The sequence below is a fragment of the Blastococcus haudaquaticus genome (genome assembly GCF_900230285.1).
GTDB classification, from domain to species: domain Bacteria; phylum Actinomycetota; class Actinomycetes; order Mycobacteriales; family Geodermatophilaceae; genus Blastococcus_B; species Blastococcus_B haudaquaticus.
Window position 1 is genome coordinate 497,786 of sequence record NZ_OCNK01000002.1, and the last position, 15,692, is coordinate 513,477.

A 15,692-nucleotide genomic window follows, 5' to 3' on the forward strand; every position below is an offset into this window, starting at 1 on the left:
CCACCCACTTCACTCCGCCCACTTCACTCCGCCCACTTCTCATAGGGGACGTACTCGATGCCGAAGCCGGGCAGCTTGTCGCGCATGCCGTAGCGGTCCAGCCCCAGCTCGCCCTGCTGGAAGGCGGCGCGGCTGGCGGCCTCCTTGTCGATCCGCGCCTGCGACGCGGAGAGCGCCCGCGGCACGTCGGCGCGCGGCACCACCATGACGCCGTCGTCGTCACCGACCACGACGTCCCCCGGGTGGATGAGCTGGCCGCCGAGCACGATCGGGACGTTGACCGCACCTGCGGTCGCCTTCACCGTGCCCTGCGCGCTCACCGCGCGGGACCAGGCCGGGAAGCCCATCTCCCGCAGATCCGCGACGTCGCGCACACCGCAGCCCAGCACCACTCCGCGGACGCCCCGCTGCGCGAGGGCGGTGGCGAACAGCTCCCCGAACAACCCGTCCGTGGACGGCGAGGTGGTCGCGACCACGAGGACGTCCCCCGGCCGGCACTGCTCGACGGCGACGTGGATCATCAGGTTGTCGCCCGGCCAGGACAGGACCGTGACGGCGGTGCCGCCGGTCCGCGCACCGGGCCAGGCCGGGCGGAGATCCGGTCCGAGGTAGCCGACCCGGCCCAGCGCCTCGTGCACGGTGGCTGTGCCGAAGGCGCCCAGCTTCTCGGCGTCGCCCACGTCGGCGCGGGGCGGATCGGTCACGACGACGGTTCTCACGCTGGTCCTCCGAGGTCCGGGGTCGCGTCGGACAGCGCCACGATGACGCTGCGGAAGTGGGTGACCGCCGCGGCCTCGGCCCGGCCGGGGTCGCGGTCGGTGATCGCGTCCACCAGCTCGCTCAGCTCGCCCAGGCTCACGCGGGGACGACCGGGCCGCAACGAGAGCCGGAACTGGTGGCGGACCAGCTGCGCCTGCAGCCGGCCGACGAGGTCCGCCGCGATCGGGTGACGCGCCGCCTCGCCGACCATGCCGTGCAGCTGCTGGATCAGCTCGGAGTACTTGAGGACGTCACCGGAGTCCACGGCGGCGGTCATGGCGTGCAGATGTGCGCCCAGCCGGTCGGCCTCGGCGTCGGTGATCCGCTCGGCCGCCTTGCGGGCGAGCAGGCCCTCGAGCGGCATCCGGCACTCGGTGATGGCGATGGCTTCCTCGGTGGAGACGACCCGCACCCGGGCGCCCTTGTTCTGGACGCGCTCGACCAGGCCTTCCGCGGCGAGGGCGTCGATGGCCAGCCGGACGGCGCTGCGGCTCACGCCGATCAGCGCGACCAGCTCCGCCTCGACCAGCCGGTATCCCGGCGGCATGTCACCGCGGGAGATCGCGACGCGCAGGGCGCGCTCCGCCATGTCCTGAGCCGGGGAAGCCATGCCGGCACGCTATCGGAGGCTCCCACGGATTGCCAACAATCCTGTCGCCAATCGAGGGCCGGTCGAGAGGTCCGGCCCGATTGCCGGACGGAGGGGCGGCCCGTCCGAGGACGGACCGCCCCTCCGCATCACGCAGCGGTCACTCGAAGGTCTCGACCGTGTCGTAGCCGCGGCCGTTGAACTTCTGCACGACGACCGTCGAGACCGCCGGCTGACCGTCCTCGCCGGTGCTCACCGAGGTGTCGGGCAGCATGAGCGGCGCCTCGTAGCCCTCGATCGAGCGCAGTGCCTCCATGAAGCTGTCCCGGGTGGGCTCCTCCATGTTCTGGAAGGCCTGCTCCAGCGTCGCGCCGACCATCCAGCTCCACTGGCAGTGCGGGAACGCCGGCGGGTCCGGGTAGTTCCCGTAATCCTTCAGTGCGGACAGGTACGTCTGCACGTCCTCGTCCTCGGCGAACGCGGGGCTCTGCGGCGCCTTGGAGAAGGAGACGGAGTAGATGCCGGGGTACGCCGCGGCGCCGCCGGGCTCCAGGATCGCCGTCGGGCTCGAGGTGTTCGAGGGCAGGAACCAGCTCGGCGTCCAGCCCAGCTGCTGGGCCTTCTGCAGCGCCGAGATCATCAGCGGGGTCACCGACATGGCGTTGAAGAAGATGTCGGCCTCGCTGTTGGCGAGCTCGGTGAGCTGGGCGTCGACGGACGTGTCGGTCGCCTCGTAGGTGAGCTCGTCGACGATCTCGATGTTGTCCGAGCCCTCGATGGCCGACTTGAAGCCCTCGACGTAGCCCTCGCCGTAGTCGTCGTTCTGCGCCAGGATCGCGACCTTGTGCTCCTCGGTCGAGGTCGCGAGCAGCTCTCCGAAGGCCTCGCCCTCGTTCTGGTAGATGGGCACGAAGCCCAGCTGCCACGGGCTCTGCTCGGTCTCGCTGAAGATCGGGTCGCCGGTCATGATCAGCACCTGGGGCACCTCGTCGGCGATCGCCGCGTCGAGCCAGGCACGGTTCGTCGGCGTGCCCAGCCCGGCCGTCATCGCGAAGACGTCGTCCTTCAGCTGGTCGTAGTTCGCCTTCGCCTGCTGCGGGTCGTAGGTGTCGTCCAGCGCCTCGATCTCGACGGTGCGGGTCTTCCCGTCGCCGAACTCGATGCCGCCCTCGGCGTTCTTCATGCCCATGTACGCCGTGACGCCGGCGACCGTGCAGGTGCCCGGACCCGCGGTGGCGCCGCTGAGCGGGGTGGTGATGCCCAGCGTGACCGACGTGTCGGTGATGCCGGGGCTCGGCGCTCCCTCGGCGGCGTCGCCGCCACGGCCGGCGTCGTTCCCGCCGCCGCAGGCGGTGACGGTCAGCGCGAGCGCCGACGCCGCGGCGATGCCGACCGCCTTCCGCGATCCCAAGTGCCTCTTCATGCGTGACCTTGCCTCTCTGTCTCTGGTTGCTCCGCCGCGGTGCCCGACCCGGGGGTCGACGACGGAGTGGTCGGTGGCGCGGCGGGGCCGCGGCCGGCGCGCAGGCGCCGCCGTCCGCGGGTCAGCGCGCGGGGCAGCGACGCGAGGCCGCCGGGCAGGACGAACAGGACCACCAGGAGGATCGCTCCCTGCAGCAGCGCCGTGAGGCTCGCGTCGACCTGGTTCGTCAGCTGCGGGACGAGCACGTAGAACGCCCCGCCGAGGAGCGAGCCCACGATGCTCGCCGCGCCGCCGATCACCATGGCGGCGAGCAGCTCGATCGAGTGCCCGAAGCTCATGGTCTCGGGGGACGTGTACTGGATGACGAGCATGTACAGGAATCCGCTCACGCCGCCGATGGCCGACGCGATCGTGAACGCCAGCACCTTGTAGCGGTAGGGCGAGATGCCCATCGAGGCAGCCACGTTCTCGTTGCCCTTGACGATGGCGAAGGCCCGCCCGTACTTGCCGCGGACCAGGAAGTGCGTGAGCAGGAAGACGACGCCGCCGATGGCGATCACCAGGTACAGCGTCCACTGGTCGTCGTAGAGCCCGCTCCCCTCCGGAGACTCCGCGAACCGCGCCGACAGGCCCTGGGATCCACCCGTGTACTCGTTGAGCCGCTTGGCCAGCGGTACGCCGACGATGGGCAGCGCGATCGTGACCATCGCAATCGCGAGCCCGCCGAGCCGGGCGGCGGCCAGTGCCACCAGCAGTCCCGCGGCGGCGGGCAGCAGGCAGGCCAGCACGAAGACCAGGACGATGTTCCAGTCCTGCGAGACCCCGTACGCGGTGACGTACGCGCCGAACCCGAGGAAGAAGATCTGCCCGAGCGAGACCTGGCCGGTGTAGCCCATGACCACGTTGAGGCCCAGCACGGCGACGGCGAAGACGCCGATGCGCGCGAGCGTCTCGTTCTGGAACTCCGTCCCCACGAGGGGCAGCACCGCGAGCACGGCCACGATCAGCAGCGGAGTGGCCCAGCGCACCCAGGGGCGCCGGCGCCACGACGAGGACGGGGACGACGGGGACGAGGCAGGGGCTGTCATCACTCGGGCCATCACACGCGCACCACGGTCTTCCGGCCGAACAGGCCCTGGGGTCGGACGACGAGGACGACGAACAGGAGGATGAACGGCACGGCGATCTTGAGGTCGTGACCGATGAACGGCACGTACACCGCCGCCAGGTTCTCCAGGACGCCGATCATCCAGGCCGCGATCACGACGCCGACCGGGCTCGTCAGCCCGCCGAGGATGACGGCGGCCAGCGCGTACACCAGGGCGTTGTCGAGCATCCCGGGGGTCAGTGTGAGCTGCGGCGCGACGAGCGCGCCGGCGACGGCCCCGAGCACCGCGGCCAGGCCCCAGCCGACCATGAGGAGGCGTTCGACGGGGAGCCCGGAGAACGCCGCGGACTGGGGGTTGATCGCGACCGCCCGCAGTGCGAGGCCGAGCTTCGTGCGCACGAACAGCAGCTGCAGCACGATCATCACCGCGACGATCGAGAGCGTGGTGCCGATCGAGCGGATGCTGATCGACACTCCCAGGAACGACACGGTGTCGAGGGGGAACAGCGACGGGAACTGCTGGTTGTTGTAGCTCCAGAGCCACCCGGCGATGCCGGTGATGAGGGTCAGCAGACCGATCGTGACGACGACGGCGGTGTCGGGGTCGCCCCGCTCGAACCGCCGCATCAGGTACCGCTCGACCACGGCACCGAGCACGAACGAGAACACGATCGACGCGAGGACGGCGACGACCAGCGGCACGCTCTGGTTGGTCAGCACCCACGCGACGTACGCGGCGAGCACGGCCATGCCGCCCTGGGCGAAGTTGACCAGCCCGGTCGCCGAGTGGACGAGCACGATCGCGAGGGCGATGGCGGCGTAGACGGAGCCGGTCGACAGGCCGTCGACCACGAGTTGGACGAATTCCCCCATGTCAGCCTCCCAGGTATGCGCGGCGGATCTCGTCCATGCCCTTGAGCTCGGCGGACGAGCCGGTGAGCGCGTTCCGTCCGGTCTCCAGGACCGTCGCCGTGTCGACGAGGGTGAAGGCGAGGTTGGCGTTCTGCTCGACCACGAGCATGGCGATGCCGGATTCGACGCGCAGGCGCCGGATCGCGTCGTAGACGTTCTTGGCGGTGCTCGGCGCGAGACCGAGCGAGGCCTCGTCGAGGAGCATCAGTCGCGGCTTCGACATGATCCCCCGCGACACCGCGAGCATCTGCTGCTCACCGCCGGACAGGGCCGATGCGTTCGACGTGATGCGCTCCCGCAGGTTCGGGAACAGGTCCAGGCAGTAGTCGACGTCCTCGTCGATGCCCTTGCGGTCCTTGCGCAGGTACGCGCCGACCATCAGGTTCTCGCGGACGGTGAGGTCGCCGAGCGTGCCGCGCCCTTCCGGCACGTGCGCGATGCCCTGCGCGGCGACCTGGTCGGGCCGCATCCCCCGGATGTCCTTGCCGTCGAAGACGATGCGCCCACCCGCGCGGACGGTGCCGCTGATCGCGCGGAGGGTCGTGGTCTTGCCGGCGCCGTTCGCGCCGAGGATGCCGACCGCCCCGTTCTCCGGGACGCTCAGGGTCACGCCGTCCAGCACCTGCACGGGGCCGTAGGACGCCGTGACGTCCTCGAGCTCAAGCAGCGTCATCTGCCGCGTCCTTCCCGATGTACGCCTCGATGACCCGGGGGTCGGACTGCGCTTCGGCGGCCGTCCCCTCCATGAGCTTCGCGCCGTGGTCGAGGACGACGACGCGGTCGGTCAGGGCGGCGATGAGGCCCATGTGGTGCTCGACGATGACGACGGTGATGTCGTCGTCCGTGCGCAGGCGCCGGACCGTCGCGATCAGGGTCTCCACCTCGGCGTGCGGGAGGCCGGCGGCGGGCTCGTCGAGGAGCAGCAGCCGCGGCTTCATGAGGAGCGCGCGGCAGAGCTCGACGCCCTTGTGCAGGCCGTGCGACAGCTCGTCGGCCGGCAGGTGCGCCGCCCACCCGAGATCGTTGCGCTCGAGCAGTTCGAGCGCCTCGGCACGCAACGCCTTCTCCGCGCGCCAGGTGCGCGGCAGCCGCACCGCCCACTCGAGCGCTCCACCGGGGAGCCGGGTGTGCGCACCGAGCAGCACGTTCTCCAGCACCGTCTCGTGCAGCTGCAGCGCGGGGTGCTGGAACGTCCTGGCCAGGCCGTGCTTGGCGAGCGTCGCCGGACGCGCCCCCTGCACTTCGGTGCCGTCGATCCGCACGGTGCCCGCGGTCGGCTTGTAGTGCCCGCTGATGCAGTTGAACAGCGAGGTCTTGCCCGCACCGTTGGGCCCGACGAGCCCGAAGATCTGGCCCGGCTCGACGGCGAAGCTCACGTCCTGCAGCACCTTGATGCCGCCGAACTGCAGGCTCACGTCCTGCAGCGTCAGTTCAGCCGCCATTGGTCGTCTCTCCACCCGTTGCGTCGTTGCTCCGGTGAGCGGGCCGCTGCCCGCCGGGGGAACCTATGCACCCCGCCGGGGATTGTCGACGATCCTGGCGGGAATGTTGCGCGACCGTCACCGGGGCCGGTCCGGACCCCTCAGCGGTCGCCTGCGCTCCCCCGACGACGACCGTGGCTCGCCGGGGGCGCCGACGGTCACGTCGGCGGACGGGCGCGGTCGTGGCCGGGCGACGAGCGTTCGCCACCCGGCCACAGCGCCCGGTGCGGTCAGGCCTTGCCGACCGTCCGCCAGCCGCCCTGGTAGGTCTCCCGCGCCATCTTCGCGTAGGGAACGGGGCTCACGATGGCCCGCACCTCGAACTGCTCGTGCGCCTCGACGGTGGTCTTCTTGCTCCCGCCGTCGGGCTCGCCCCAGACCACGCGGACCTCGGCGCCGTGGGGGACGTCGGGGCTGATGGTGGCCAGCGACAACCCCTTCTGCTCGTTCGCCGAGATGCCGGTGAACATCGACACGCCGAGGACGGTGCCGTCGGCGTCGACGACCTTGTCGAAGTTCGACGACCCGTAGTTCGCGTTCGGCAGGTCGAAGAACTGGTACTTCGCGCCCTCGACCGGGGACGACAGCAGCGTGGCGAGGTCGTCGGAGTTCCACTCCAGGGTGACCTTGCGGCGCTGGGCGTCCTTGTCCACGGCCTCGAGGGCGTCGCGGCCGATGAAGTCGTGGTCGAACTTCACGAACGACCCGTAGCCGAGCTCCCACGGGTTGGTGTAGTAGTCCTCGATGTTCTCCGACACGAAGCTGCCGGCGATGGCATTGGTCGCCTCGTAGCTGTCGGCGCCGAGCCACTCGCGGTAGGGACGCAGCTCGTCGCCGGTGTAGATCGCCGGCAGGGGCGAGGGGATCCAGCCCGACTCGAGGGTGTTGGTGGAGTAGGCGCGCGAGCCGACGGGCTCCATGCCGAACTCCCGGCCGGCCTCGAGGATGGCCTCGCGGATCCGGTCGTAGCTCTCGTAGGGGCCCCAGACCTCCAGGCCCGGCGCGCCGGCCATGCCGTGGCGCAGGGTGCGCACCCTCTCGCCGGCGATGGTCATCTCGCCCATGCGGAAGAACTTGAGCTGCTCCACCGTGCCGCCGTTGAGCTTCTCGATGATCGGCCAGGCGTTGGGGCCCTGGATCTGGAAGCGCCAGAGGTCGCGGTTGACCTGCTTGCCGTAGGGGCGCGACGGAGACCGGGGATCGTTGCGGATCTCGACGTCGTAGCCGCCGGTCTCACCCTTGAACTGCAGCCAGTTGGCGCCGGGCGCGCGGCCGACGTAGACGTACTCGTCCTCGTCGAGGTGGAAGAGGATGCCGTCACCGATGACGTGGCCGGCGGGGGTGACGGGGACGAACTGCTTGGCCATGTTCACCGGGAAGTTCGCCACGCTGTTGATCCCGGTGTCGGAGATCAGCTTCAGGGCGTCCGGGCCCTTCATGAACAGGTTGAACATGTGGTGCGACTGGTCGAAGAGCACGGCGGTCTGCTGCCATGCCTTCTGCTCGCGCCGCCAGTTGGTGAACTCGGAGGGGACCACCGGGTAGATGTAGGTGCCGAGCTGGGAGTTGCGCAGCAGTCCGACGGTGTCGCCGGTCTGGTCGAGCAGCTCCTGCAGGTTCTTCGCGGTCATGTTGTTCCGTTCTGGTCGGTTGTCACCTCTGCGGACCGGCGGAGCCGGCCCGTGGCCTGTGGCCGGTGGCGTGCCTGCCAGTGGCCCGCGCCACACCGTCGCGTGCAGCCTAGGACGGCGGATGTGTCCCGGCACACGGGCATCCGTCACCCGGCGCCGGCCGTTACGGCGGCTCGGCGTGCGTCGGATGACGGGACGTCCGGGTCATTTGACGTGTTTGTCGGGCGGCCTGCGCTCCCGGCGCGACGGCGGCGGCCGGTATCGGTCAGAGTGGCCCCGTCCGAACCACGGAAGGGGCAGCTGATGGCGCGTCGCCCGGGAGGCGCGGGAGCTCCGCTGCCCGGGGCGATCGATCCCGGCCGGACGTCCTGGGGCGCCGTGGCCGGCCTCATGGGCGCCGGGGTGGTGGCCGCCGCCCAGATCGGCGGAGCCGCGGCCGCGCTGCCCGTCCTCCAGGAGGACTTCGGGCTCGACTCGACCACCGCCGCCTGGTACCTCTCGACGGTGAGCGCCCTCGGCGCCGCCGGCGGCGTCCTGCTCGGGTGGCTGGGGCAGACGCTCGGGTTCGGTCGCCAGGTCCGGTTCGGACTGGCGGCGATCGTCGTCGCCGACCTCGGTGGTGCGCTGGCCGACTCGCTGCCGGGGCTGCTGGTCGCCCGCGTCGGCGAGGGGCTCGGGCTGGTGATGGTGATCCTCGCCGCCCCGCCACTGCTCTCGGAGGTGGCCGGCCCCGAGCACCGGCGGCTCGTCGCCGGGGCCTGGGGCGCCTACATGCCGGTGGGCTCGGGCCTGGCCGCGCTCCTCGTGCCGCCCGCGATCGCGCTGGTGGGCTGGCAGGGGGCATCGGTCGCCGATGCCTGCCTGGCCGCGGGCGTGCTGCTGGTGGTCCTGCGCTGGGTGCCGTCCGCCGCGGTGCGCAGGCGGGCGTCGGTCGACGGACTCCTGGGGGCCTTCCGGTCACCGTCCGTCCTGATCATCACCGTCGCCTTCGGCCTCTACGCCGCCCAGTACCTGGCCGTCGTCGGGCTGCTGCCGGCCGCCCTCGTCGGGAACGGGCTGTCCGTGGCCGCCGCCGGGCTGGTGGGCGCCGTCGTCTTCCTGGTCAACGCCCCCGCCAACCTCCTCGGGGCCTTCCTGCTGCACCGGGGCGCGCCGCTGCGGTGGGTGATCCTCGCGGGGTGTGCCGGCATGGCCGTCACCGTCTGGGGGGTGATGGATCCAGGCCTCCCGACGAACCTCCGGGTCGCGTCCGCGATCGCCTTCTCCTTCGTCGCGGGGCTGGTCCCGTCCGCCCTCTTCGCCGGCCTCGCCGCGGTGTCGGCGGGGACCGACTCGGCCGGGGCCGCCATCGGCCTGGTGACCCAGGGGTCGGCCGTGGGCCAGCTGCTCGGTCCGCCCCTGGTCGTCACCGTGGGCACGGCCGTCGCGACCGGGGCGGCCCAGTCGGCCGTGCTCGTGTGCCTGACCGGGCTCGTGGCGGTCGGTGCCGTGGTGCTGCCACGCGCCGGACGCCAGGGCTCGCAACCGTCTCCAGCGCTTTCGGGAGGGTCTCCGGCCCGCCCGTCGCCACGATGAAAGGTAGGTCAGCCATGTCTTCCGAGAGTCTCGCTGCCGCGCTCGCCCGCGCCGGCAGCCCGGTGGAGCTGCTCAGGAACCTCGCCTTCCCGCCGAGCACCTTCCCGGTCAAGCCGGAGTTCACGAACTGGCGCGCCGAGCAGCGGGCCTGGGTCGAGAGCTGCGCACTGCTCGACCAGTCGCACCACATGACCGACCTCTTCGTCGAGGGGCCGGACGCGCTACGGCTGTTCAGCGACACCGGGGTCAACACCTTCGCCAACTTCGGCGTGGGCAAGGCCAAGCAGTTCGTCGCCGTGGACCCCGAGGGGTACATGATCGGGGACGCCATCCTCTTCCACCTCGAGGAGGAGCTCTTCGACCTGGTGGGGCACCCGATGGTCCTCGACTGGGTCACCTTCAACCTCGAGCGCGGCGACTACGAGGCCACCGTCGAGCGCGACGACAACTCCGCGGTGCGCGCCTCCGGTCCGCCGAAGCTCTACCGCTACGAGCTCCAGGGGCCCACCGCCGCCGCCCTCATCGAGGAGGTGACCGGCGCCCCGCTGCCCGAGGTCAGGTTCTTCAGCATGGCCGGGTTCACCATCGCGGGCCGCCGCGTCCGCGGCCTGCGGCACGGCATGGCCGGCCAGCCGGGCTTCGAGCTGTTCGGCCCGTGGGAGGACGGCGAGGCGGTCCTCGACGCGCTCCTGTCCGCGGGCGAGCACCACGGGCTGGTCCGGGTCGGCGCCAAGGCGTACTCGACCGCCAACCTCGAGTCCGGGTGGGTGCCGGCGCCGTTGCCCGCGCTCTTCTCCGACGACCCGCTCGTGCAGGAGTACCGGGAGTGGCTCCCGGTGTCGAAGGTCGGCTCCCTCGGCGGCAGCCTCGACTCCCCCCACATCCGCGACTACTACCTCACGCCGTTCGACATCGGCTACGGCAAGACCGTCCGGTTCGACCACGATTTCGTCGGCCGCGAGGCGCTCGAGGATCTCGCCGAGGCGCCGCCGCGGACGAAGATGACGCTCGTGTGGAACGCCGACGACGTCACCGCGGCGGTCGGTGCGATGTACCGGCCGGGCCCGGGGGCCAAGTACATCGAGATGCCCAAGGCCCGCTACGCCACCCACCACGAGGACAAGGTGCTCGTGGACGGCCGCCAGGTCGGCATCTCGCTGGACTGCGGCTACCTGGCCAACGAACGCGTCATGGTCTCGCTGGCGACCCTGGAGAACGAGTACGCCGAGCCCGGCACCGAGGTGACCGTGGTGTGGGGCGAGCACCCGGTGTCGGCCAAGCCGGCGGTCGAGGAGCACGTGCAGGTGGAGATCCGCGCCACCGTCGCCCCCGTCCCGTTCGTGGACTTCGCCCGGGAGAACTACCGCTCCCGCTGACGTGCGCCCCGGTGCCCCGGGAGGGATTCGTCCCGGGGCACCGGCGGTCAGCGGTTCAGGCGGGCTGCCCGTTCCGGTTGTCGAAGAGCGCGATGCCGGCCGCGGTGTTGGACGCCGGCACGAAGTAGTCCGAGTGCACCTTCGTGACCCGGTCGTCCATCGCCCCCCGCATGACCAGCCACATGATCAGCTCGATCCCCTCGGAACCGGCCTTGCGGATCAGCTCCTCGCGGGACATGGCGGCGAGCTGCCCGGGATCGGTCTCGATCGTCTCCATCCACATGTGGTCGAAGTCCGGGTTGATGAACCCGGCCCGCGCCCCCGCCAGCTGGTGCGACATGCCCCCGGTGCCGAGGACGCCGACCGTGATGTCCTCCGGATAGCTGCGGATGGCCCGCCCGAGGGCCTGGCCCAGCGCGTAGCACCGGGCGGCCGTGGGCTGCGGGTACTGGATGACGTTGACCAGGAGCGGGATCACCGGGCAGGGCCAGGCGTCCCCGGGATCCGGGGTCCACACCGACAACGGCACGGTGAAGCCGTGGTCGACGGCGAGCTCCTGGAACACGGTGAGGTCGAACTCCTCGTCGATCAGGCTCTCGACCAGGTGGAGGGACAGCTCGGGGTGGCCGATCACGTCGGGCACCGGACGGCGGCCGAAGCCCTCGTCGGCGACCTCGTACCGCTCGGCCGTGCCCAGGCCGAAGGTCGGGACGAAGTCGAGGTCGATGCCGTTGGCGTGGTCGTTGTAGACGACGATCGCCACGTCCGGCTGGTGCTCGGCGAGCCAGGCCCGCGCCGGGGCGTACCCGTCGAACAACGCCTTCCAGTTCGGGTCGTCGGTCTTTCCGCGGTCCATCGCCGCGCCGATCGACGGCACGTGCGAGGTCGCCAGACCCCAGATCACCTCAGCCATCCCGGCGCCCTCCCGCCCGCATCGCGGCGAGGAAGTCGTCCTCGCCCATGCCCGTGAACACGCCACCGAGGTACTGCATCGACCGGCCGTCCATCATGGCCAGCTTGTACACGTAGAAGATGCTGCCGCCCAGGTCGATCATGGCCTGCCAGTCGCGGTCGAGCACCGCCTTCTCCTGCTCGGCGCTCACCCCGAACTCGCGGCAGTAGGCGGCCTCGTCGGCGAGGAAGCGCTCGCGGTTGCCGGCGTCGCGCAGGCTCATGAACAGCTTGTTCATCCGCAGCCCGCGGCGGCTGCTGTCGCCGTCGAAGATGGGCGTGCCCGGCAGGTCCGGGCGGCCGGCGCCCGATTCGGTGCTCATCGATGTCGTTCCTCTTTCCCGTACCGGTGCGCTCAGGGACGACAGGGTCACGTCCGCTCCTGCGGGTGGGTCGCCAACGCCTCCACGTGCACGTCGAGCCAGGGCGCCATCGGCAGCGACATCAGCGCGTCGTGCAGCGCGGCCGGATCCTCGGCCTCGTAGAGGCCGATGGTCGCGTTACGGCCGGGGACCCGCCACAGCCGCTTGAGCACACCTGCGGCCCGCAGCTCCATCGCCCGCGCGCGCTCGCCGGCCCGCAGCTCCTCCCGCCGCTCGGGCGGGGTGTCGGCCGGCAGCCGGTTCTCGGACCGGACCAGGAACTCCACGTCAGACCTCTTCCTTCTCGTCCGACCTGGCGTCGGCGATCTCCAGCAGCACTCGGGCCAGCTCCTCGGGCGCGGTGACCATGGCCTCGTGCCCGGTGTCGAGCTCGTGCACCGGCCAGCCGCGTGCGCGGGCGCGATCGGCCTGGCCGGCGAAGACCCGCATCCAGCTCACGCACTCGACGAACGCGGCCGGCACGGCGTCGACCGCCCCGGTCAGCCGCAGGGGGTCGGTGTAGGTCTTCCACGGGTGCGGGGTGAGCTTCGGGACCAGCCAGTCGACGTCGGACTGCTCGGTCACCCCGAGGACCGACAGCTTGCGCACGGCCACCAGCCACCCGAACCCCTGCTCGGCCGCGGACTGCGCCCAGTGGTGCTCCACCGTCTCGGGCAGGAGGTCGCGGGCCGATTCGCCGTCGGCGCCCACGAAGGCGTCGAGGTAGACCCGCTGGACGACGGCCTCGGGGCGGCGGTCCGCGACGGCGGTCACGACCTGCCCCGCGTAGCTGTGCCCGACGAGGACGACGTCGGTCAGGCCCAGGACGTCGATCACCCGGACCACGTCCTCCACGTGCGTGTCCAGTCCCACGAGCGGCGAGAGCAGGTGGGCCCGCTCCGACAGCCCCGTGAGCGTCGGCGCGTGCACCTCGTGACCGGCCGCGCGCAACCGGGGAGCGACGCGGTCCCAGCACCACCCGCCGTGCCAGGCCCCGTGCACGAGGACGAACGTGGTCATGCTCTCGCCTCCTCGGACGACGTGGGGGCCGGTGGGCACACCTGTGCCCACGCCACCGTCACCCTAGGCACGGCACGGTCCGGCGGGATCGGCCCGATGACACGACGGCTCCGCCGCTGCGGCAGCACCGGCCCGCGTCATCCGTCGTGATCCGGGCCGGCCACTCCCCCGCTCCGGCCCTGTCCCCCGCCCCGACGCGGGCGCGGTCCGTCAGCGGGGCTGGACGAGGCCTTCCTTGACGGCGAGCAGGGCGGCCTGCGTCCTCGAGGTCAGCCCCATCTTGGTGAGCAGGTGGCTGACGTGCGACCGGGCCGTCCGCTCGCTGATGAGCAGGTGCCCGGCGATGTCCTTGTTGGACCGGCCCTCGGCGACGAGGACCAGTACCTCCTTCTCGCGCGTGGTGAGCACGCCGAGCCCGGTGCGCGGCGCACGGATCTCCTGGGTCAGCCGGCGGGTCACCGCGGCGTCGAGGAAGACCTCGTCGCGGACGGCTGCCCGCAGCGCCGCGTCCACCTCGGCCGGTCCGGCGTCCTTGAGCAGGTACCCGGAGGCCCCGCTCTCCAGGGCCGCGTGCACCCGCTCGGCCTCGCCGAAGCTGGTGAGGATGACCACCTTGAGCTGCGGGAACCGGCGGAGCACCTCCGCGGTCGCGGTCACCCCGTCCATCCCGGGCATCTGCAGGTCCATGAGGACGACGTCGGGCAGCTCGCCGTGGGCCGCCGCCCGCGCGAGCCGGTCCAGCGCCTCCTGGCCGTCACCGGCCTCGTCGGCGACCTCCACGTCCTCGAGCGCCTCGAGGTAGGCGACGACGCCCCGGCGCACGACCGCGTGGTCGTCCACCACCAGCACCCGGATCGGCAGGGAGGTGGTCACGGCGCGACCCCCATTCCCGCCCACGGCCGCGTGGGCATCGAGGTCTGCAGGGGCAGGGTCAGGCGCACCGTCGTCCCACCCGCTGCCGGCTGCTGGACCCGCACGGCGCCGCCCCACCGGGCCGCGCGCTCCCGCATGACGGTCATGCCCAGCCCGCTCGACCCGGAGCCGCGGGGGCGGGCGACGCCGGTGGCGCTCATGCCACGCCCGTCGTCGGTGACCTCGGCGACGAGCCGACGTCGGCTGCCGCGGGGAGTGACCGCGAGCCGGACGTGGATCGTCGACGCGTCGGCGTGCTTGACGCTGTTGTGCAATGCCTCGGCGACGACCCGGTAGACGTCCTCCAGCAGGTCGGCATCGAGCGCGGACATCTCCGCGGCGGGATCCTCGAGGTCGAAGGACACGTCCAGGTCCGTGCGCGCCGACGTCGTGTCGACCAGGGACCGCAGCGCCGAGACGAGCCCTCCCGCGGTGGTGGCCGCCGGCCGCAGCTCCACCACCATGCCGCGCAGATCCGCCAGCACTGCTTCGGCGCTGCCGCTCAGGTCGTCGGCCACCTGGGCGACCTTCTCCGGGGTGGGCGGCAGCCCGCGGGCGACGAGCACCCCCAGCGAGCGCGCCTGCATCATCATCGAGAAGACCTGCTGCACGACCGAGTCGTGCAGGTCGCGGGCCAGCTTCTGGCGCTCCTCGCGGCGGGCCACGTCCCGCTCGCGCTCCAGCAGGGCAGCGTGGTCGACGGCCATCGCGGCCTGCTCGGCCATGGCCAGGAGGAACTCCAGCTCGGTGTCACCGACGACCTGCCCGGGTGCGAAGAACGCGTTCAGGATGCCGACCGGCTCGCCGCGGGCCAGGAGGGGCACGCTGACGAACCAGTCCCATCGGGGGTCGCCCATGACGTCGTGCAGGGGGGCCCACGCGGGATCCTGCATGACGGCGTCGTAACGGCTCGGTGCGATGAGCGGCTCCCGGTTCTCCAGCGCCTCCAGCATCAGCAGCCGGGCACCGCGCGCACGGCAGGCCATGAGCTTGTCGAAGAACTGGGCCCCGCGGCCGAAGCCGGAGGAGCCCATGACGTGCAACCGGTCGCCCGCCGAGTTCACCGTCAGGACCTGGACGCCGGCGAGCGCGTCGGTGCGCGCGACCTCCTGCGCCAGCGCCTCGAGGGTGCCGACCAGCGAACGCTTCGACGCGACGTCGGAGGCGGCCTTGGCGATCGCGGCCAGTCGTCGCTCGCGCAGCCGGCCGAGGGTCACGTCGCGGAAGGACGCGATCCACCGCTGCTGGCCGGCGACCGGGGCGAGGACGTAGGCGAACTCGCGCCGCTGGCCCCGCACCGGCTCCCACGTCACGGTCAGCTCACCGGTCCTCGTGCCGCCCGCCGGGTCGGGCGGGGGGAACGGCGAGGGGACGCCCGCGACGGCGTCCGGGTCCAGACCGCACAGGAGGACGGCGGCCGGATTGGCCTGCACGAACCGCGCCTCGGCGTCGATGACGGCCAGCCCGTCCGGGGCGTACCTCACCACGTCGTCGTCGGACGTCGTCGGAGCCGGTGGCGTGGCGACGGCGCCCGGTCCTCGTGGTCCCACCCCGGCCCTCCTCCGCATGGCTTCCGGTGCCCGGGTGGCCCGG

General features: G+C 71.9%; 16 protein-coding genes. 2 read left to right on the top strand and 14 right to left on the bottom strand.

Going from position 1 to position 15,692, the window contains the following annotated elements; translation table 11 throughout:
- Window positions 1-23: 23 nt before the first annotated feature.
- From CRP30_RS09000 to ligM, 8 genes are all read right to left on the bottom strand, one after another.
- Window positions 24-719 (bottom strand): 4-carboxy-4-hydroxy-2-oxoadipate aldolase/oxaloacetate decarboxylase, encoded by a 696-nt coding sequence (locus CRP30_RS09000; protein ID WP_097183592.1) that lies wholly within the window; start codon window positions 717-719, stop codon window positions 24-26.
- A complete protein-coding gene (locus CRP30_RS09005; protein ID WP_097183593.1) occupies window positions 716-1,369 on the bottom strand; it encodes a GntR family transcriptional regulator in 654 nt (217 codons plus the stop codon). The genes CRP30_RS09000 and CRP30_RS09005 overlap by 4 nt, the downstream gene beginning before the upstream one ends.
- 139 nt (window positions 1,370-1,508) lie before the next feature.
- Window positions 1,509-2,771: an ABC transporter substrate-binding protein gene (locus CRP30_RS09010; RefSeq protein WP_097183594.1), complete on the bottom strand. Its 1,263-nt coding sequence runs from the start codon at window positions 2,769-2,771 to the stop codon at window positions 1,509-1,511.
- Window positions 2,768-3,859, bottom strand: a complete 1,092-nt coding sequence (locus tag CRP30_RS09015; RefSeq protein ID WP_097183595.1) for a branched-chain amino acid ABC transporter permease — start codon at window positions 3,857-3,859, stop codon at window positions 2,768-2,770. The genes CRP30_RS09010 and CRP30_RS09015 overlap by 4 nt, the downstream gene beginning before the upstream one ends.
- Window positions 3,860-3,870: 11 nt before the next feature.
- Complete coding sequence (locus tag CRP30_RS09020) at window positions 3,871-4,752, bottom strand: branched-chain amino acid ABC transporter permease (protein ID WP_097183596.1); 882 nt, start codon at window positions 4,750-4,752, stop codon at window positions 3,871-3,873.
- 1 nt (window position 4,753) lies between these two features.
- On the bottom strand, window positions 4,754-5,464 hold the full coding sequence (locus CRP30_RS09025; RefSeq protein WP_097183597.1) for an ABC transporter ATP-binding protein: 711 nt from the start codon (window positions 5,462-5,464) through the stop codon (window positions 4,754-4,756).
- Entirely contained in the window at window positions 5,451-6,233 is a 783-nt protein-coding gene (locus CRP30_RS09030) for an ABC transporter ATP-binding protein (RefSeq protein WP_097183598.1), read from the bottom strand. Before CRP30_RS09030 ends, CRP30_RS09025 begins: the two co-directional genes overlap by 14 nt.
- Window positions 6,234-6,502: 269 nt before the next feature.
- On the bottom strand, window positions 6,503-7,903 hold the full coding sequence (gene ligM, locus CRP30_RS09035) for a vanillate/3-O-methylgallate O-demethylase (RefSeq protein ID WP_097183599.1): 1,401 nt from the start codon (window positions 7,901-7,903) through the stop codon (window positions 6,503-6,505).
- A gap of 303 nt (window positions 7,904-8,206) precedes the next feature.
- Here ligM and CRP30_RS09040 point away from each other — a divergent pair, with 303 nt between their 5' ends.
- Both CRP30_RS09040 and CRP30_RS09045 read left to right on the top strand, forming a co-directional pair.
- Window positions 8,207-9,478, top strand: coding sequence for an MFS transporter (locus CRP30_RS09040; protein ID WP_097183600.1), 1,272 nt, complete (start codon window positions 8,207-8,209; stop codon window positions 9,476-9,478).
- 14 nt (window positions 9,479-9,492) lie between these two features.
- Window positions 9,493-10,854, top strand: coding sequence for an aminomethyltransferase family protein (locus tag CRP30_RS09045; protein WP_097183601.1), 1,362 nt, complete (start codon window positions 9,493-9,495; stop codon window positions 10,852-10,854).
- A gap of 55 nt (window positions 10,855-10,909) precedes the next feature.
- Here CRP30_RS09045 and CRP30_RS09050 read toward each other — a convergent pair whose 3' ends face one another.
- From CRP30_RS09050 to CRP30_RS09075, 6 genes are all read right to left on the bottom strand, one after another.
- Complete coding sequence (locus CRP30_RS09050; protein ID WP_097183602.1) at window positions 10,910-11,767, bottom strand: class III extradiol dioxygenase family protein; 858 nt, start codon at window positions 11,765-11,767, stop codon at window positions 10,910-10,912.
- Window positions 11,760-12,128, bottom strand: a complete 369-nt coding sequence (gene ligA, locus CRP30_RS09055; protein WP_097183603.1) for a protocatechuate 4,5-dioxygenase subunit alpha — start codon at window positions 12,126-12,128, stop codon at window positions 11,760-11,762. The genes CRP30_RS09050 and ligA overlap by 8 nt, the downstream gene beginning before the upstream one ends.
- 47 nt (window positions 12,129-12,175) lie before the next feature.
- Complete coding sequence (locus CRP30_RS09060) at window positions 12,176-12,454, bottom strand: muconolactone Delta-isomerase family protein (RefSeq protein ID WP_097183604.1); 279 nt, start codon at window positions 12,452-12,454, stop codon at window positions 12,176-12,178.
- 1 nt (window position 12,455) lies between these two features.
- Entirely contained in the window at window positions 12,456-13,187 is a 732-nt protein-coding gene (locus CRP30_RS09065; RefSeq protein WP_097183605.1) for an alpha/beta fold hydrolase, read from the bottom strand.
- Window positions 13,188-13,397: 210 nt separating this feature from the next.
- Entirely contained in the window at window positions 13,398-14,060 is a 663-nt protein-coding gene (locus CRP30_RS09070) for a response regulator (RefSeq protein WP_235003280.1), read from the bottom strand.
- Window positions 14,057-15,649: a sensor histidine kinase gene (locus tag CRP30_RS09075; RefSeq protein ID WP_235003281.1), complete on the bottom strand. Its 1,593-nt coding sequence runs from the start codon at window positions 15,647-15,649 to the stop codon at window positions 14,057-14,059. The genes CRP30_RS09070 and CRP30_RS09075 overlap by 4 nt, the downstream gene beginning before the upstream one ends.
- Window positions 15,650-15,692 lie beyond the last annotated feature (43 nt).